Raw genomic sequence first — 17,282 nt, forward strand, 5'->3', positions numbered from 1 at the left:
CTCATGATTTTAGAAATACTTTCATATCTAACCAGCCCTGCCCCCAAATGGGCAAAAAAACTTGGTTACCTCACAGAAAGTATTGGCATAGAGGCCCGTTATGAAAGATGTAAAAAAGCATGGGAAAGCCATTTAGAAAATTCCAAGCAAGCTATCCTAGATGCAGCTGAAACATGTAAGCTTAAACGCACAGCACTCATTGTCGGGTCAGGTCCCGGTTATGATTTACCGCTAGAAGAATTGGCGATAGAGTTCAACACAATTATTCTTTTGGACGCGGTGCACCCGAGATGCATGAAGTCACGCGTGAAAAAACTTCATAAAAAAATCGGACATGAAAAAGTTATCCTATTTTCAGGCGATATTACGGAACTTTGTGATCGTTTAATCCAACATCCAAATCAGATTCCTGTTGTTGGTTTACCAAGCCTCTATCACGGATTTCCGGATATTGACTTGGTCGTTTCTTTAAACATCGCCAGCCAACTTTCGATTAGCCCGACAACATGGCTTCAAACCCATGGGGTAGATAATGATGAAGCCATTACAAAATTTGGTCATGATCTGGTAACAGCCCATCTTCAATGGATGTTAAAATTTGAAAAGGCGGTAAAACTCTTAATTTGCGACCGCCAATGGACAACAAAGGAAATATTGCAAGGTCGCGTACTAGAACGTATTGATCCACTAGATGGTGTTAAGATGCCGCGTCCCGATAAGTTATGGAACTGGCAAATTTGTCCTGTAGAGGAAATGCCAAAGGCAGACCAAGCCGCCAATCTATCCCGCGAAAACGTGGTCGGCGCACATATTCTTTAAAATTTTCTCGGATAAATTGAAAAACAGCTCAAACCCTTTCATTATGACTTTAGGATAAACGTCTTAGGATTTTGAAACATGCTGAAACGCTTCATAATTGCAATTATGCTTATTCCAACTACTTTGGTTGGGATCTACTTTATTGCACAATTTACGCAGCCTGATCCTGAAAATATCAACGATCCGAAAATCGCAATGCGTATTGGTGAGAAATATGCATCCCGCCACTATCCATTATATGACGGATTAAAAGCACAACCATATTTTGAACGTGCACGCGAACTAGGAGAAAAAGCCGCCAGTGCCTATCTTGCCCATATTTACTATATCACATTACCTCCGGAAGAAGCTTGCTCTAAAGCGCTTACCCTTGGAGAGGAAGCCCAAGGAACCTCACAAGCAGGCAGAGGCAGTTATTTCTTAGGCCTTGCGTATTACGAAGATAAATGTGGATTCAATGATATAGATAAAGCCATGGGTTATTTTCTTCAATCAACAGAGCAAGGCTCAACCTTCGCCTATTGGGCGTTGGCAACAATATATGAAAATGAAAAAGTTGATTTGCCTAAAGCTAAGCATTGGAATGAATTGATGCAGAAAGAGGCCGATAAAATTTCTTCTGAAATCGAAATTAGTTATAAAATCACAAATTTCACCAAAGAAGTTCTAAATTGGTATATGGAACTACTCGATAGTTAGTATATATCGAGCAGAATTAACCATCTAAACCTGACATCCTAAACTCATTGCTGCCGACAACCGGGACAATAGTTGAGAACCGGATAATCCAACAGCAGCTTTTAAAACGACATCTATATCAGAAGCAATACCTGCAATTTCCTTGATTGATTTTGCTTCAGAGACATTTTCTTCCGCTTTTGATTGAAGCCCCTTAATCTTAAATTTCAATTCCTTCATTTCTTCGTATGAACGGTTCAATCGTTGAGTAATCTCAGTACAACCCTCATCTTGGCCTTCTCCTGGCCCTGGCATGACCACAGGTAAGTCTGGACCAGGCTTTCCTGGATGGGACTGCAGGGCTTTTTCTGTTTCACCGCCTAGCTTCATTACACCATCAACTTTTAATTTTTTGGCGACCTGAAATTTCTTAATACCATCAAACATCGGTTGATCCGGCATATCATGCCAAACCATAGGATGGCATATCCATAAAACCGAATTTATGAAGTTTCATCTTCACATTTAAAGTATCTTCTGGATCGGCTGGGCTATCTTTAGCCAATGTTGATTTTAGAGAAAATATATTTTTATTCACTATATGTTCCATTATTAGAGTTACCAATCGATCTTCAGCGCAAAATTTGAACTTTCCGAAGATCAGCTTAGAAAAATATTTATAGAGGGAATATCCATAGACTCTGCCCTATTATCAAAAAGATAGGAAAATCATATTTCGAGTCATTGAAATACTTTCTATAGAACAAAAATAGAATATTGTCAATAAAATTAGAACAAATAAGGATCTTTTTGTTTTATCTTTATATTCATACTTATTTTCGGACCGTAAAATTCATTCTAAAAAGAGATAATCGATGATAAAAATTTTGACTGATTGCGTCACTGAAATCACCAAACACGTCACAGAGAAAATATTCTAGAGATTCACTAATCTTCTTACTTGACTTGGCTTAAATTGGATGCAAGATCACTTCCCGTTACGCCCAAAATCTATGGCTAAGTTTAGTGTGAGGAATTGACCATGAAGGTTCTCGTTCCAGTTAAACGCGTAGTTGACTACAACGTTAAAGTACGTGTGAAAGCTGACCAAAGCGGAGTTGAAACCGCTAATGTCAAAATGTCTATGAACCCGTTTGACGAAATTGCTGTTGAAGAAGCAATTCGTATGAAAGAAGCAGGTAAAGCAGACGAAATCGTTGCCGTATCCATCGGTGCTGCACAAGCACAGGAAACATTGCGTACAGCATTGGCAATGGGCGCGGATCGCGCGATCCTGATCGAAACAGACGAATTGGTAGAGCCATTGGCTGTTGCTAAATTGTTGAAAGCGGTAATGGACGAAGAAAATCCAGGCATCGTATTGCTCGGTAAACAAGCAATCGACGACGACAGCAACCAGACAGCTCAAATGTTGGGTGCGTTGACAGGTTGGCCACAAGCAACATTCGTTTCTAAAATCGAACTAGGTGATGGTTCTTTGGAAGCAACACGTGAAGTAGATGGCGGTTTGGAAACAATTAAAGTGAACATGCCAGCAGTTGTTTCTGTTGACCTTCGCTTGAATGAACCTCGCTACGCATCTTTGCCAAACATCATGAAAGCAAAGAAAAAGCCATTGGATACAAAATCCGCTGCGGATTATGGCGTAGATGTAACACCACGTTTGAAAACAATCAAAGTTACCGAGCCTGAAGCACGCGCCGGTGGCATTATTGTTGGCTCTGTCGCTGAATTGGTCGACAAGCTTAAAAACGAAGCTAAAGTTCTGTAAGGGGAGGCTGAATAATGTCTAACTTGATTATTGCTGAACACGATGGTTCTGAAATCAAAGGCGCTACCTTGCATGCAGTAACAGCAGCACAAGCTGCTGGTGGCGACATCACAGTTGCAGTTATCGGTTCTGGTTGCGGAGCAGCTGCGGAAGCAGCAGCTAAAATCGCAGGCGTATCCAAAGTATTGGTTGCTGATAGCGCAGAATATGAAAAGCAATTGGCTGAAAACGTTGCACCTGCAATCGTTAAAATGGCTGACAGCTTCAGCCATGTATGGGCGCCTGCAACAACTTCTGCAAAAAACACAATGCCACGTGTTGCTGCATTGTTGGATGTACAACAAATTTCTGAAGTAACTGCAGTTCAATCTGCAACAACTTTTGAACGTCCAATCTATGCTGGTAACGCAGTTGCAACAGTTGAATCTGCTGAAAGCAAAAACATCATCACAGTTCGTACAACAGCTTTCGAAGCTGCAGCGGCTGAAGGTGGTTCTGCAGCGGTTGAAGCTGTGGACGCAACAGGCGATGCAGGTCTGTCTTCTTTCCTACGTGAAGAAGTGACAGAATCTGATCGTCCAGAATTAACATCTGCGAAAATCGTTGTTTCCGGTGGTCGTGGTATGGGTTCCGGCGAAAACTTCGCAATGCTTGACAAAGTTGCTGATAAACTTGGTGCGGCTGTGGGTGCATCCCGTGCAGCTGTTGACGCTGGCTATGTGCCAAACGACTACCAAGTTGGTCAAACAGGTAAAGTTGTTGCACCTGAATTGTATATCGCTGTTGGTATTTCCGGTGCGATCCAGCATTTGGCAGGTATGAAAGACTCTAAAGTTATTGTTGCTATCAACAAAGACGAAGAGGCACCAATCTTCCAAGTTGCTGACTACGGCCTAGTGGCTGACTTGTTCGACGCTGTTCCTGAATTGGAAGGCGCACTAGACTAATCCGTTAGTCTACAAGTCAAAGCGACAAAGAATTAAGCCGCGTTGGAGTTTATCCAGCGCGGCTTTTTTATTTGCATCTCAAAAAGAACAAACCTATCTTTCCCTTCAACTATAGGGGGAAGAAAATATGTTTAGATTGTTTAATGCAATTATTCCGGCTCTCATACTGGTTGCTTGTCAAACGACTTTAGATCCTGCAAAAGTTGCATTGATTCCAACGAAAGATTCATTCTTTGAGAAACAATATGAATCTTTTACTTCTGAGAGCACACCTATCAATTACCCCATCTCGGTCCTTCAGAAATCACACCTTCCCACAAAGGCCAAATTAGATGTGTTTAGCATCATTAATGTAAGCACTTCCATAAAAACTAACCAAGCTTTTAACCTTCAAGGAGATTTAACTCGTACAAGGACGGAAAATACTATTATTGATACATATGGTTTCTATGAACTATATGGCAAAACAAATGATACATTGTTTCGCGCGACTAAAGACACCCCTCTAAAAATCAAGTACCAAGAAGAGCTAGAAAGCAAAAAATTTACTTCAGAAAAAAACATCCTTCTCCTGCCCTTCGCACATACAAATTCTTTACTTTCAAATCTGACAACAGGGTCAACAATTAAAATATCTGACCTCAAGTTCAAAGAAGATGAAAGATTTACACTGGATCTTCAACAAACATTAACCGTAGTTGGATCTGTAAAATTCAAAAGAAAAGAGGCTATTTTATTTGAGCTTAATGGGGAAGGATATCAATTTCTTTTGAACCTTGGACATCGCCATCCTGTAACTCAAACTGGCTTTATGATTTTAGATCAAACATCTGGGCAAATCCTTTACTACATCTCACATATTGCAAACACTGACTCATCAAAAATGTGGTATTGGGAAATGCATTCACAGCTAGAAAATTTTGTTAATTATACTCCCTAAAACAAAAAAGCCACGCTGACTTTATTCAGCGCGGCTTTTTTATTGTTTAAATACATAAACATACTTACCTTTGAACAATCAAAACACTGGGGGAAGTTCAAAATGCGCAATTCATTCTTTTTAACAATTATTCTCTTATTTCTTACCGCATGCGTTACAAATACATCGTTGCAAAATGATGACTTTACCTATCAAGGTAATGTGAATGAAATAACTGAACCCCTAGAACTATTCTTCACGGCGCATCCATTAACTGACATTGAATACAATATAACAGGACATATGGGTAAGCAGTTTTTTTCATTTGAGGCAAATGGTACCGTTATTCGCAGAAAAGTAGTTGATGCATTTGTCGACAATATAAAATTAAATCAAATGAAATCTTTTCCCAAAAAAATGTTGCCCTCTAGTATGACACAAAGTGTAAATAATCTTTGGTATGATAAGTCCGGTAATCTTACTAATCCACATATAAGAGGTAATCATATTCTAATAGGCCTAAGCTTTTTACCAGACCTACCAAAGTCCGTGAAAACAGGTACCGAAATTCATACATTTCCTGTTCCAGAAGATGCCGAATTCCAGATTGACCAAATTGCGATTGTTGAAGGAAAGTCGAAATTTCTTAATCGTGATGTTATTATCCTATCCATTCACGGAGATGGAAAAATAAATTTTGATGCAGCTGCCCCATCCGTTCGTAAACAAGGATATGCCATTGTTGACATTAAAACGTCGCAGGTTCTTTTTCAAAAATCAATTATTGAATCAATTAACAGCAATCCATCACTAACAATAGAATTTAAATCAGAACATGATCAATTTTAACAATTAAGCCTTCTGCGTCGCAGCAATCATCGCATTCATGGCAGGAACGGTCTCTTCGTTAAACCAGCCATCCGCAGTGCCATCCTTATTGGCGGCAGTATCACGAATGATACTTTCAACGCATTCCCCACGGATATCTGTCTTGATCATACCATAAGTTTTTGAAGGCAATTTGGCATAACGTTTCGCCGCCTTAAGTGCTGCTGCTTTCACTGCGTTACGATCACCCTCAACTTCTTCGTCAATGATACCCCAGGCCAGCGCTTTTTCAGTGCTGATAAATTCACCGCTTAACATCATATAACGTAATGCAGGTGGAGTTAACGCATGACGGGCTACCTCCAAAGGTGCCGTTGGGAAGTTCACACCAACCTTCGCCTCAGCCAACGCAAAATTCGCCCCTTTAATTGCCGCTGTATAATCAGCGGTTAACACAAAGAAAAAGCCACCCGCAATCGCCGCGCCTGCACATTCACAAATAACGGGCATCTTTAGGCCATAAGCAACGGTCAGAAAATCGTGCAAGCCTTTTACTAAAGCTACCTGATCATCCTTGGAAAAATGAACAGCCTCCTTTAAATCCACCCCCGCAGATAAAACCGCAAGATCACTGCCAATAATCAAGGCTTTGGCATTTCCATCAGCTTCCACCTCTTTATAAGCCATTGCCAATTCTTGCAAGAAACCCGGTGTCATCGCATTCACCGGCTTACGATTCATCCCAAGACGTATGATACCTGTTTCAACTTCTTCACGGATAATATTTGGCATAAGCCCCCCTATAGATATGTATAATTCTTCTGAAATTTTAGAAGATAATAAATATCTTTAAGAGAACTTCAATCTTGTGAAGCATATAAATACAAAATGATTAATTCAGATACTTTTTCCAAAGATGATCCATAGAACCATCTTTATACATTTCAGCTAAAACTGCATTAATCTTCATTGCTAATTTATCTGCATCTGGACGTGTTTTAGACACCATAAAATGTAGATCGAATGTCTTATCCGTGTCAAATTTGCGGATCACCAAACTATCTGGCAATGCGCCTTCATTCCCGTATCGATAATGGCCATTGAAAACCTGATACAAAGTCAAATACCCATCACAACGTTTGCTATCCACCATATATAAACCTTGTTTCACACCAGAAGCACGTGTTGGTATTTGATCATTATTAAATCCATAAGGCTCCAAATTCGTACCACGATTAGAACAAATGATAGCATCTTTCAAATCAGTAGCTTTAAGCATCCCTAATTGCGCCCATTTGGAATCCTTTCTTAACGCAACTCCCGGATTCAACACATGTATCATTGATGTATAAGCAAAAAACGCCTGGCGGTCCGTTTTAAACGAGCCATCAATAATCATATCAAAACCTCGCCCCTCTTTTGCGCTGTTAAAACAGCGTTTCCACGGCAAGGCTTTAATCTCCAGCTCAATAGATAACTTCTCAAAAATGACTTTGGCCAGATCGATAGACACACCTATCATTTCAGGATTTCTGGGTTCTTGAGGATTCGTGAAATGATAAGGCGGATATCCACCATTTCCATGACAAGCAGAAATTTTTACCTCAGCATATGCCGCAGACATATATCCAAAAACCAACACAATCCCGAAGCAAATATTTCTCAGCATTTTTATCGTCCTTGCTCAAATGCGAAAACCGAACTTATTGATTTATTTAATTATTGCCCCTTTTCCCTTTCTCCTTGGGAATTAAGTGGACATTTCTCGGTTTCCGACTAAAACTATATCCGTTTGAAATTTACTAGTAAAGAATGGGGATCTATCATGATTAGGACAGTTGGCGTAGTTGGTGCCGGACAAATGGGAAATGGTATTGCCCATCTTTGTGCACTGACGGGTGCTCAAGTCAAACTCATGGATATTGATCCGGCAGCAATTGAGGCTGCTATGACCTTAATTTCTAACAACATGGATCGACAAATCAAACGTGGTACCATTAACGAGACAATGAAACGTGATTCATTGGCACGCATCGAAACAGGCACTGGTTTTGAAATCTTCAAAGAGTGCGACATTGTCATAGAAGCAGCCACGGAAGATGAAGAAACCAAACGTATGATCTTTCGTGATTGTATCCCTCATATTACTGAGGCATGTATCCTTGCCACCAACACCAGTTCCATTTCCATTACTCGCCTCGCAGCAAATACAGATCGTCCTGACCGTTTTTGTGGTGTTCATTTCTTGAAACCAGCCAATGCGATGCCATTGGTTGAAATGATCCGTGGTTTGGCAACATCAGAAGAAACTTTTGAAACCTGCCTCAACTTTGTTGAGAAACAGTTAGGTAAAACCACAGCGGTTTCCGAAGATTTTCCAGCCTTTATTGTAAATCGTATCTTACTACCAATGGTGAATGAAGCGATCTACACTTTATATGAAGGTGTAGGCAATGTAACTGCGATCGATACTGCAATGAAACTTGGCACCAAACATCCGCTAGGTCCGCTTGAATTAGCGGATTTTATTGGCTTGGATACATGCCTTGCTATCCTAAACACTCTTCATCATGAACTGGCCGATAATAAATATCGCCCATGTCCGTTGCTAGTGAAATATGTGGAAGCTGGCTGGTTAGGGCGTAAATCCGGTCGCGGGTTTTATGATTATTCTGAAGACATACCGCGCCCGACACGCTAGTTCGATTTATTCATTAATCACGTAATTGATCATGGCTTTGGCGTCATCTGACGCCCAATGGGCTGGACCTGTATAATATCCAACCACCAAACCTTCTCGATCAATTAGGAATGTTGCAGGCAATCCTTTCACCCCAAAGGCACGACCTAGTTTAGTGCGTTTATCAATAAACAAATCCAGATTTTCTAATTTCAAACGATCGCGCAAAAATGGGCCAGCTTTCTTTGCCCCCATCAAGTCTTGCGAAATAGCAACGACCTTGAAATCATCAGAGCCTAAATCGGCCTCTAACTGATCTAAATCCGGCATTTCCTTAATACATGGCGCACACCAGGTCGCCCAGAAATTCACCAAGATCACCTGCCCCTTAAAATCTTTGATATGGCGTACATTCCCTTCGCCGTCAAAGAAAGGAACTTCTGGTGCCAACTCACGTTGTTTTAACAAGATAAAACCACGCATATCCCCTTTTGTCGGTGGGAAAGCATCAGAAGCTTGGGCAGATTGCATAATAGGCTGGTCAAGCAGGAGAAAGGTCGCTAAAACGGCAAACAACAATTTTATTTTGAAAAGTTTCATCTTTGACCTGCTGAATAGATAGAATTGTTCCTGAATGTCACTTGGTTGACGAATATATGTTTACCTAGTGCCAGATATGAGATCAATAGACCTTCCCCTCACATTTGGGTGAAGGCCGTATAAATTCAAGAACTGGCACGAAGAAAAAGAATATGAGGAGTTCCTATGAGCGCCAATGAGATGTGGGGCGGACGTTTCGCCGGTGGACCTGCTGCGATTATGCAAGAAATCAATGCCTCTATTGATTTTGATAAACGTATGTATCTACAAGACATTCTTGGATCCAAAGCCCATAGTGACATGCTGGCTGCGACTGGGATCATCAATGAAGAAGATCGTGATGAAATTCACCGTGGCCTGACCCAAATTCAGGAAGAAATCGAAGCAGATAAATTTGAGTTCAGTGCGGAACTGGAAGACATTCACATGAATGTAGAAGCCCGTTTAAAAGAAATTATCGGTGATGCCGCAGGCCGTCTTCACACAGCACGTAGCCGTAATGATCAGGTTGCCACAGATTTCCGCCTTTGGTTACGTGATGCGATTGACAGTTTAGATGCGCAATATGCAGATTTGCATAAAGCATTAATCAACAAAGCAGAAAAACATGCAGATGTTGTAATGCCGGGCTTTACGCATCTTCAAGCAGCCCAACCAGTCACATTTGGTCATCACTTGCTGGCCTATGCAGAAATGGTGGGCCGAGATCGTAGTCGTCTGGCAGATTGCCGTAAGCGCCTAAACGAATGTCCATTGGGCGCTGCTGCTTTGGCAGGTACATCCTTCCCAACAGATCGTCATATGACTGCAAAAGCTTTGGGTTTTGATGGTCCAACACGTAACTCTATGGATAGCGTGGCGGCTCGTGATTTCGCCATGGAATTTTTGGCAGCAGCTTCCATCAGTGCTGTACATCTTTCTCGTCTGGCAGAAGAAATTGTTATCTGGGCGTCTCAACAATTTAGCTTTGTTGCTTTGTCTGACGCTTTCACCACGGGCAGTTCTATCATGCCACAAAAGAAAAATCCGGATGCGGCTGAATTAATTCGTGCAAAACCGGGCCGTATCATTGGCTCATTAAACGCGCTATTGATCGTGATGAAAGGCTTACCTATGACTTATGGTAAGGATATGCAGGAAGATAAAGAAGTCACCTTTGATGCCGCTGACAATCTTTCCCTATGTGTCGCAGTAATGGCTGGTATGGTTGAAGATATGGAACCACGCCCAGAATTCATGAAGGCGGCTTTGGTGAATGGTTTCCCTACTGCAACTGACCTAGCTGACTGGTGCGTACGCGTCTTGAATATGCCATTCCGTGATGCTCATCACGTGACAGGTTCTTTAGTTGCCTTGGCAGAAAACAAAGAATGTGGCCTAGAAGATTTATCTTTGGAAGATATGCAGAGCATTGAAGCCAGCATTACCGAAGATGTGTTCTCGGTTCTATCCAGTGAAGCTTCCGTGACCAGCCGGACAAGTTATGGCGGGACAGCACCGGAAAATGTACGTGCGATGGCTGCAGAAGCCCGCGATCGTTTTTTGAAATAAGTTAAATAAAGGAAGATACTATGATCCGCAAAATGATTATTGGACTGACAGTGATCCTTTTAACTGCTGGTAGTTTGTCTGCATGTGGTAAGAAGCAACCACCTGTCGCACCTTCACAATCTGAACAAACTCAAGACACAACAAATTAATTTCCCATTCCCTAACCAGGGCAGGATGAGGCGAATTCCATGAACCATTTTGATTATGTTGAAGGTATCCTTCATGCAGAAGGCGTATCCATTTCCGATCTAGCGGCGGAAGTAGGCACCCCTTTTTATGTTTATTCCTCTGCGACGTTAGAACGCCATTATCAAATCTTTAAGGATGCATTGGATGAACAAGGTTTGGACACCTTGGTTTGTTATGCTGTGAAGGCCAATTCTAATCAATCTGTCTTGCGCACCTTAGGAAATCTAGGTGCGGGTGCTGATGTTGTTTCCGAAGGTGAAATGCGCCGTGCTTTGGCAGCTGGTATTCCTGCAGATCGTATCGTGTTTTCCGGTGTAGGTAAGACTGCAGCCGAAATGGCTGCTGCTATGGAGGAAGGGATTCTGGAATTAAATGTAGAAAGTATTCCAGAATTAGACACTTTGTCTAAAGTCGCAGATGCTATGGATACTGAAGCCCATATTGCCATTCGTGTAAATCCGGATGTGGACGCCAATACGCATGAAAAAATTGCCACTGGTAAAAAAGAAAACAAATTCGGTATCGATATCGAAATGGCAGGCCAAATCTATGCTAAAGCCATGGAATTGCCGGGTGTGAAACCTGTTTCAATCGCGGTTCATATTGGGTCGCAGTTAACTGATCTAGCCCCATTCCACGCGGCATTCACCAAAGTAGCTGAAACTGTTCAAATGTTGGATAATATGGGTGTCCCCCTAGAACGTATCGACATTGGTGGCGGTCTTGGTATTCCTTATTCTCATGGAGATGAGGAACCACCTTTGCCAAAAGATTATGCAAAAGTTGTAAAAGAAACCCTTGGTCATCTGAACAAGAAAATTATGCTGGAACCAGGTCGTCTTATTGTGGGCAATGCTGGCCTTCTAGTATCCGAAGTGATTTTTGATAAAAAAGGGGACACAAAACGTTTCGTCATCGTGGATGCAGCCATGAATGATTTGGTACGTCCAACCCTTTATGATGGACATCATGAAATCATTGCAGTCGAAGAAGCAAAAAATGAGGAAATCCATTCCCTAAGCGATGTGGTCGGCCCTGTTTGCGAAACAGGCGACACTTTTACAAAAAATCGCGAATTACCCGAATTTGAAACAGGTGATTTAATCGCTTTCGGTTCAGCTGGTGCCTATGGCGCAGTTATGGCTTCTACCTATAACTCTCGTCTTTTGGTACCGGAAGTTATGGTGAAAGACGATCAATTTGCTGTGATCAGACCAAGACAAGATTACGAAGCTCTGATAGGATTAGACAAAACCGCCCCTTGGTTGGAAAAAGATCAATCCGAATAAGGGGCCTTCGCCAACCTTTTTTGGATGGGCGTCAGTCATTCTGACGATCTTATATGAAAAGAAACGTAGTCAGAAGCTTCGTTGGACCCGTGAATATCACGGTTACATGGCTTGCCTTGATGACTGCAGAGATTATCCGGCAGGGGCGTTTTGCTTTACTCTTTTCCAGTTTATGGTTTTGTCTCGCCCTAAGCCCACTTCCTGAAATGCTACCCGGATTATTCTTTAATCTTGTTTCCTATGGATTGCTTATCGCTTCTCTCTATTCAGCTGTCATATTCATCAGAAATGTTCGACTACCTTCCTTTCAAAATGTCTTAAAACAAATAGAAGATAGTAATAAGTTAGAAAATCGGCCTCTACGATCCCTTAGCGACGATCTACCGCGACATTTACAGGATCAAACCCAGACGAACCAGCTTTGGCGAAAACATCAAAATAATTTACTTTTATCTTTACCGAAACTCTCAACAGGGTGGGCCAAGCCGATTTGGGCGGAAAAGGATCCTTATGCTTTAAGATTTTTATGTCTTTTTCTACTCATTATATTTGCCGTTGCGAATGATAAACCATTAAAACAAATCATTTCGGAAAGTCTGGTCCCAACTAATCTTTTTCCAACATCGCCCCCCTTACAGGTAGATGGTTGGATTACGCCACCTGATTATACAAGAATGGCAACATTGCTACTGGAAAACGATCAAACCCAAAACAATGCTCAGACAACCAATATAACAATTTTCCCTGATCATTCTAATTTAGTTTTACAAGTCAATAATAGTGACGAAATCCCAGAATTTTATATCGAAGGAAAAAAAATAAAGGATACGTTTGAGCAACTTACCGCCAATAGCTTTCGTCTCTCAACCAATATCAATAAAGGTGGTATTGCCGAGTTACACATTGATGGCGAAGCTATAAAAAGTTGGAACTTTCGACTAATTCCTGATCTACCTCCGGAAATCAAATTTAAAGGTCAAATCTCTTACACTAACCGGAAAAGCTTACGTATTCCTTTTGTCGCTATGGATGATTATGGAATCAAACAGATTGATTTAAGAATAACCAAAAACACCGGGCAAGGTGAATTTGAACAAATCCTACAGTTACCACTTATTGAGGCCAATGGCACAAAGCGTGATTTAAGCTCTAGTCATTTCCTTGACTTAACAGCACATCCATGGGCAGGTTTACAAGTTAAGGCTGAGCTGTTTGTAGTCGATGCGCTTGATCAAATTGGCAATTCCCTCTCACAAATCATTACTTTACCCCAACGTGTCTTCACACATCCTGTAGCACGTCAAATCATTGCTATTCGACGCGCAGTTGCTATATCAAATTCATATGAAGATTTGGAACCTCAAGCCATTAGAACTGCGTCCTTGGCAGAAAAAAGCGATGCCTATGAACAGGACCCCACAGTTTATATGACTTTGCATATTGCGGCACGGCGCCTATATGCGATTGACCGTATGGAACAGAAACAAAATTCCATGCGCTTGCTGTGGGATATTGCCCTCTATTTAGAAGAAGGAGCTGCCATTACCAATCTAGGGAAGCTACAATCTGCAGAGCAAGACTTAATGGATGCGTTAAATCGCGGCGCGAGCGATGAAGAAATTGATCGTCTCATGCAAGCCTTGGAACAAGCTATGGCCGAATATATGGAGGCCTTGGCACGTGATTTACAATCAAATGACGCACCTAAAACCGGGTTACAAAAACAGCTTGATGCTTCTCGCATGATGGATAGTAAAAGTATCCAAGATATGATGGAACAACTGCGAGAGCTCTTAAAGATGGGCATGATGGATGCGGCACGCGATCTTTTGGCTGAAATCCAGAACATCATGGAAAATCTTCAAATGGCGGAAGAAGAAGATTTACCGGAAACCACCATGCAAGCCGTTGAAATGCTACAAGACATAGAAGAGATCATGAAAAAGCAACAACGCTTGATGGAAAGAAGTTACAATCGTGCCATGGGCCGCGATAGTGATGCCAATAAGCTTGATAACAATAATACTCAAAATTCTCTGAAAAATATGCAAGCCCAAAACCCGGAAGATATCGCCGAACAAGCCGCTCTTGCTGAGCAACTAAAACAGCTGCGACAAGAATATAAAGAACTAATGCAACAAGATGCTCCCCAAAGTTTTATTGAAAGCGAAAATGCCATGGGCGCCGCAACCCATTCTTTGGAACAAGGAGATAATCATCAGGCTTCAGACCTTCAGGGCAAAGCGATTGAAGCTCTACAACAAGCGCTTAATCAGATGGAAGAAAGCATTATTGAACGTTTTATGAATAGTAACCAACAATCCATTTCTGCAGAAACTTCACCACAAGGTAAGGGACGTGACCCTTTTGGACGTAATATGCCTAATCCGCTTAGCAACAGTAGTGAAGGCACTAAAGTGCCTAATGCCTCCCAAATGGGACGCGCCCGTTCTATTCAACAAGAACTTCGTCGTAGGTTTAATGATAAATCGCGTGAAAATGAAGAACTGGATTATATCGAACGCTTATTAAAACCATTTTAAACCCATTTACCTCACTTAATCCCGTCATAAAAAAGGCACTCTGTATTAAAGAGTGCCTTCATAATAATTACGTATATATTTTCTATTATTGGGTTTCTTCAGATGTTTGTTCAGCATCACTTTCTGAACTCATCTCTTCCTTTTCCATCTCGCGGGCGACTTCGGCCTCTGTCGCGAAAGTTAATTCAAGGGACACACCACCAGGCGGCGGATTGAGCAAACGAGATTCATATTTTACTGATTCACCTGGTAAAGCCTCTGGATTTTCTGTCTCAAAATACCAGAAATAGATTTCTTCTTTGTTTGTGTTCAGCAAGACACCATTTAAAAACGGAATACGGACTGTTTCCGAAGTCGTATTCACAACCTCACCACGAATGATCAATGTTTGATCTTGGTCATTTGTTTCAACCTCAAAAACAGGGTCAGGTAATTCCAACCCAAATCCAACAATATCTGGATGGATACCAACTAACGCATATAACTTTTTAGCCGGAGGGAAGCTTTTTGTAATCTCTTTATTAAAAATTAATAGTGGCGCAACAACCATAGCAAAGAAGAAGAGGAAAATAAGCCAAGCTCTCATTGGCGAACGTGTTTTTTTCTTAACAACACGCTTCACTTTGACATTCTTCATATTCCGAGGAGGAATTGGTGGCGGATCCATAGACAAGCTTGGCATACCAGCTTTATCACGTGCCTCATCGAGAGCCGCAGCAGTTTCTTCCGGATCTTTGGAAGCAATCTCCTCCATATCCGGCATCTCTATCTCTTCCTCATCATCACCACGTTCTTTTGCATCCACTGCAGATGCTAACGCCAATAATGCTTGTTCCAGTCCGTCAGCACTCATGCCAACATCTGTCACAGGTGTAGATGGAACTTCTTTCGCAGGTGCTGCCTCAGCTTCCTCTTCCACAGAATCTTCTATGGCTGTTTCTGCAGCAACTTCTTCTTCAACAGATGTTTCCTCAATTACGTCATCAACACCAGCTTCAGCCGCTGCTTCTGCAAAAATATCATCAACATCTTCATTTGTTGCTGCAATATCTTCAACAACAGGATCATCTTCAGGTTCCGGAGTTGAGGCTACGGGAGGAGGAGGTGGTGGTGGTGGCGGTGGCGCCGGGCGCGGTGCAGCGGCAACAGGACGTTTCGAAGCCGCCTTCTTAACCACACGTTTTGTCGGGCGTTTCGCACTTACTTTCTTAGCAGGAGCATCGGCGACAGCATCATCCGTTGTGGCTTTCCAGCTATGAGCACATTTTGCACATTTAACAACACGACCCTGTGGCCCGATTGCGTTATCAGGCACACGGAACTTTGTTGAACAATTAGGACAAGCCAGAATCATAGCGCGTGCTATCTACCCTAAATTAGAATTAAGCAGGACTTTATTCTTGATCACCTTTAAATCCCCAGTCATTAAAAGCCGAATAAAATCTACAAACATTTTTAATAGAATGCCTTTAATTCATGCAGCTGGTCAAGGATAAACAGCGTTAAAATTTTGTTAAGTGCCTTGATTCCACTATCGAAATTATTAATTCACATCCATTATTCTTAAGAGCATGTATGTTTCCCCTGCTTTCACGCCTAGATTTCGCCCTATTCTTTCGCTATCAAATATATTGCAGCATTGCCCTAAAGAGAAAATCCTGTTATCCGATTTCTATTGGGAATTGGGTAACCCTATTTGTTAAGTTCAGTTTACAAAACTTACTATCAGGAGCTTGGACCAAGTGATTCGGTTTGAAAATGTTGGTATGCGTTACGGTGCGGGGCCAGAAATTCTGCGCGACATCACCTTTACGCTGGAACCAGGTTCATTTCATTTTCTGACGGGCCCAAGTGGTGCTGGGAAATCTTCTTTGCTCCGCTTACTTTATTTGGCGTACCGACCTAGTCGTGGCCTTATTCATATTTTTGATAAAGATCTCGCCACCACACCAAGAGAGAAACTGCCAATATTACGCCGTAAAATTGGTGTGGTTTTTCAAGATTTTCGCCTTTTAGATCATCTATCTACCTTTGATAACGTGGCTTTGCCTTTACGTATTTCTGGCGTACCTGAAAAACAGGTTCAAAAATATGTTAGCGAGCTTTTAGACTGGGTGGGCCTAACCCATCATATTAATGCGAAACCGCGTACTTTATCTGGTGGACAAAAACAACGTGTTGCGATTGCACGTGCTATTATTTCAAGACCTAAGCTTCTACTTGCCGATGAGCCAACCGGAAATGTGGATGATGAGATGGGCGTACGCCTGATGTATTTATTTCAGGAATTAAACAAACACGGCACTACAGTTTTAATCGCTACCCATAGCCAACATTTGATTGATCATTTTGGGCATCCGGTCATGCATATAGAAAACGGCACATTGGAGGTTCCCCCATCAGCAAGCGGTTTTAATCGCCCCAAACCGATGGAAGAAGGTAGATAA

The 17,282-nt window shown here is 41.8% G+C and carries 18 protein-coding genes; 12 read left to right on the forward strand and 6 right to left on the reverse strand.

Going from position 1 to position 17,282, the window contains the following annotated elements; translation table 11 throughout:
- The first annotated feature begins 3 nt into the window (after nucleotides 1–3).
- The gene (locus ACOQOA_RS08690) at nucleotides 4–819 is read left to right on the forward strand and encodes a hypothetical protein (protein WP_420548251.1); all 816 of its coding nucleotides are present in this window, start codon (nucleotides 4–6) and stop codon (nucleotides 817–819) included.
- A 78-nt stretch (nucleotides 820–897) separates the two neighbouring features.
- Nucleotides 898–1,518, forward strand: coding sequence for a hypothetical protein (locus ACOQOA_RS08695; protein WP_420548252.1), 621 nt, complete (start codon nucleotides 898–900; stop codon nucleotides 1,516–1,518).
- 24 nt (nucleotides 1,519–1,542) lie between these two features.
- On the opposite strand, the gene ACOQOA_RS08700 is transcribed toward ACOQOA_RS08695, so the two are convergent.
- Both ACOQOA_RS08700 and ACOQOA_RS08705 read right to left on the reverse strand, forming a co-directional pair.
- On the reverse strand, nucleotides 1,543–1,974 hold the full coding sequence (locus ACOQOA_RS08700) for a hypothetical protein (protein ID WP_420548253.1): 432 nt from the start codon (nucleotides 1,972–1,974) through the stop codon (nucleotides 1,543–1,545).
- The gene (locus ACOQOA_RS08705; RefSeq protein ID WP_420548254.1) at nucleotides 1,961–2,095 is read right to left on the reverse strand and encodes a hypothetical protein; all 135 of its coding nucleotides are present in this window, start codon (nucleotides 2,093–2,095) and stop codon (nucleotides 1,961–1,963) included. The genes ACOQOA_RS08700 and ACOQOA_RS08705 overlap by 14 nt, the downstream gene beginning before the upstream one ends.
- A gap of 444 nt (nucleotides 2,096–2,539) precedes the next feature.
- On the opposite strand from ACOQOA_RS08705, the gene ACOQOA_RS08710 reads away from it, so the two are divergent.
- From ACOQOA_RS08710 to ACOQOA_RS08725, 4 genes are all read left to right on the forward strand, one after another.
- Nucleotides 2,540–3,289, forward strand: coding sequence for an electron transfer flavoprotein subunit beta/FixA family protein (locus ACOQOA_RS08710; RefSeq protein WP_420548255.1), 750 nt, complete (start codon nucleotides 2,540–2,542; stop codon nucleotides 3,287–3,289).
- Between the two features lie 14 nt (nucleotides 3,290–3,303).
- Nucleotides 3,304–4,236 carry an electron transfer flavoprotein subunit alpha/FixB family protein gene (locus tag ACOQOA_RS08715; RefSeq protein ID WP_420548256.1) on the forward strand — a complete coding sequence of 311 codons (933 nt, stop codon included), beginning with the start codon at nucleotides 3,304–3,306 and terminating at the stop codon, nucleotides 4,234–4,236.
- 127 nt (nucleotides 4,237–4,363) lie between these two features.
- On the forward strand, nucleotides 4,364–5,176 hold the full coding sequence (locus ACOQOA_RS08720) for a hypothetical protein (RefSeq protein WP_420548257.1): 813 nt from the start codon (nucleotides 4,364–4,366) through the stop codon (nucleotides 5,174–5,176).
- Between the two features lie 102 nt (nucleotides 5,177–5,278).
- On the forward strand, nucleotides 5,279–6,004 hold the full coding sequence (locus ACOQOA_RS08725) for a hypothetical protein (protein WP_420548258.1): 726 nt from the start codon (nucleotides 5,279–5,281) through the stop codon (nucleotides 6,002–6,004).
- Nucleotides 6,005–6,007: 3 nt separating this feature from the next.
- Here the strand turns inward: ACOQOA_RS08725 and ACOQOA_RS08730 are convergent, their stop codons facing one another.
- Together ACOQOA_RS08730 and ACOQOA_RS08735 are read right to left on the reverse strand one after the other, a co-directional pair.
- Nucleotides 6,008–6,775 (reverse strand): enoyl-CoA hydratase/isomerase family protein, encoded by a 768-nt coding sequence (locus ACOQOA_RS08730; protein WP_420548259.1) that lies wholly within the window; start codon nucleotides 6,773–6,775, stop codon nucleotides 6,008–6,010.
- Between the two features lie 100 nt (nucleotides 6,776–6,875).
- Nucleotides 6,876–7,652, reverse strand: coding sequence for a substrate-binding periplasmic protein (locus tag ACOQOA_RS08735; RefSeq protein ID WP_420548260.1), 777 nt, complete (start codon nucleotides 7,650–7,652; stop codon nucleotides 6,876–6,878).
- A gap of 156 nt (nucleotides 7,653–7,808) precedes the next feature.
- Here ACOQOA_RS08735 and ACOQOA_RS08740 point away from each other — a divergent pair, with 156 nt between their 5' ends.
- The gene (locus tag ACOQOA_RS08740) at nucleotides 7,809–8,684 is read left to right on the forward strand and encodes a 3-hydroxybutyryl-CoA dehydrogenase (RefSeq protein WP_420548261.1); all 876 of its coding nucleotides are present in this window, start codon (nucleotides 7,809–7,811) and stop codon (nucleotides 8,682–8,684) included.
- Nucleotides 8,685–8,690: 6 nt separating this feature from the next.
- Here the strand turns inward: ACOQOA_RS08740 and ACOQOA_RS08745 are convergent, their stop codons facing one another.
- Nucleotides 8,691–9,263, reverse strand: a complete 573-nt coding sequence (locus ACOQOA_RS08745) for a TlpA disulfide reductase family protein (protein ID WP_420548262.1) — start codon at nucleotides 9,261–9,263, stop codon at nucleotides 8,691–8,693.
- 165 nt (nucleotides 9,264–9,428) lie between these two features.
- Between ACOQOA_RS08745 and argH the strand changes: the two genes are divergently transcribed.
- Genes argH through ACOQOA_RS08765 form a run of 4 tightly spaced genes read left to right on the forward strand, consistent with a single transcriptional unit; the run spans nucleotide 9,429 to nucleotide 14,835 of the window.
- On the forward strand, nucleotides 9,429–10,814 hold the full coding sequence (gene argH, locus ACOQOA_RS08750; RefSeq protein ID WP_420548263.1) for an argininosuccinate lyase: 1,386 nt from the start codon (nucleotides 9,429–9,431) through the stop codon (nucleotides 10,812–10,814).
- A 20-nt stretch (nucleotides 10,815–10,834) separates the two neighbouring features.
- Nucleotides 10,835–10,963 (forward strand): hypothetical protein, encoded by a 129-nt coding sequence (locus ACOQOA_RS08755; RefSeq protein WP_420548264.1) that lies wholly within the window; start codon nucleotides 10,835–10,837, stop codon nucleotides 10,961–10,963.
- Nucleotides 10,964–11,002: 39 nt separating this feature from the next.
- Nucleotides 11,003–12,292, forward strand: a complete 1,290-nt coding sequence (lysA, locus tag ACOQOA_RS08760) for a diaminopimelate decarboxylase (protein WP_420548265.1) — start codon at nucleotides 11,003–11,005, stop codon at nucleotides 12,290–12,292.
- A gap of 53 nt (nucleotides 12,293–12,345) precedes the next feature.
- Complete coding sequence (locus ACOQOA_RS08765) at nucleotides 12,346–14,835, forward strand: DUF4175 domain-containing protein (protein WP_420548266.1); 2,490 nt, start codon at nucleotides 12,346–12,348, stop codon at nucleotides 14,833–14,835.
- Between the two features lie 85 nt (nucleotides 14,836–14,920).
- Here the strand turns inward: ACOQOA_RS08765 and ACOQOA_RS08770 are convergent, their stop codons facing one another.
- Nucleotides 14,921–16,189: an MJ0042-type zinc finger domain-containing protein gene (locus tag ACOQOA_RS08770; RefSeq protein WP_420548267.1), complete on the reverse strand. Its 1,269-nt coding sequence runs from the start codon at nucleotides 16,187–16,189 to the stop codon at nucleotides 14,921–14,923.
- 388 nt (nucleotides 16,190–16,577) lie between these two features.
- Between ACOQOA_RS08770 and ftsE the strand changes: the two genes are divergently transcribed.
- Nucleotides 16,578–17,282 (forward strand): cell division ATP-binding protein FtsE, encoded by a 705-nt coding sequence (gene ftsE, locus ACOQOA_RS08775; RefSeq protein WP_420548268.1) that lies wholly within the window; start codon nucleotides 16,578–16,580, stop codon nucleotides 17,280–17,282.

The organism is Curvivirga sp. (assembly GCF_965219885.1).
Taxonomy (GTDB): Bacteria; Pseudomonadota; Alphaproteobacteria; order UBA8366; family Aestuariispiraceae; genus Curvivirga.

Excerpts from the sequence above, each read along its gene's own strand:
- ACOQOA_RS08690 (WP_420548251.1), top strand. The coding sequence starts at position 4 with ATGATTTTAGAAATACTTTCATATCTAACCAGCCCTGCCCCCAAATGG.
- ACOQOA_RS08695 (WP_420548252.1), top strand. The coding sequence starts at position 898 with ATGCTGAAACGCTTCATAATTGCAATTATGCTTATTCCAACTACTTTG.
- ACOQOA_RS08700 (WP_420548253.1), bottom strand. The coding sequence starts at position 1,974 with ATGGTTTGGCATGATATGCCGGATCAACCGATGTTTGATGGTATTAAG.
- ACOQOA_RS08710 (WP_420548255.1), top strand. The coding sequence starts at position 2,540 with ATGAAGGTTCTCGTTCCAGTTAAACGCGTAGTTGACTACAACGTTAAA.
- ACOQOA_RS08715 (WP_420548256.1), top strand. The coding sequence starts at position 3,304 with ATGTCTAACTTGATTATTGCTGAACACGATGGTTCTGAAATCAAAGGC.
- ACOQOA_RS08720 (WP_420548257.1), top strand. The coding sequence starts at position 4,364 with ATGTTTAGATTGTTTAATGCAATTATTCCGGCTCTCATACTGGTTGCT.
- ACOQOA_RS08725 (WP_420548258.1), top strand. The coding sequence starts at position 5,279 with ATGCGCAATTCATTCTTTTTAACAATTATTCTCTTATTTCTTACCGCA.
- ACOQOA_RS08730 (WP_420548259.1), bottom strand. The coding sequence starts at position 6,775 with ATGCCAAATATTATCCGTGAAGAAGTTGAAACAGGTATCATACGTCTT.
- ACOQOA_RS08735 (WP_420548260.1), bottom strand. The coding sequence starts at position 7,652 with ATGCTGAGAAATATTTGCTTCGGGATTGTGTTGGTTTTTGGATATATG.
- ACOQOA_RS08740 (WP_420548261.1), top strand. The coding sequence starts at position 7,809 with ATGATTAGGACAGTTGGCGTAGTTGGTGCCGGACAAATGGGAAATGGT.
- ACOQOA_RS08745 (WP_420548262.1), bottom strand. The coding sequence starts at position 9,263 with ATGAAACTTTTCAAAATAAAATTGTTGTTTGCCGTTTTAGCGACCTTT.
- argH (WP_420548263.1), top strand. The coding sequence starts at position 9,429 with ATGAGCGCCAATGAGATGTGGGGCGGACGTTTCGCCGGTGGACCTGCT.
- ACOQOA_RS08755 (WP_420548264.1), top strand. The coding sequence starts at position 10,835 with ATGATCCGCAAAATGATTATTGGACTGACAGTGATCCTTTTAACTGCT.
- lysA (WP_420548265.1), top strand. The coding sequence starts at position 11,003 with ATGAACCATTTTGATTATGTTGAAGGTATCCTTCATGCAGAAGGCGTA.
- ACOQOA_RS08765 (WP_420548266.1), top strand. The coding sequence starts at position 12,346 with ATGAAAAGAAACGTAGTCAGAAGCTTCGTTGGACCCGTGAATATCACG.
- ACOQOA_RS08770 (WP_420548267.1), bottom strand. The coding sequence starts at position 16,189 with ATGATTCTGGCTTGTCCTAATTGTTCAACAAAGTTCCGTGTGCCTGAT.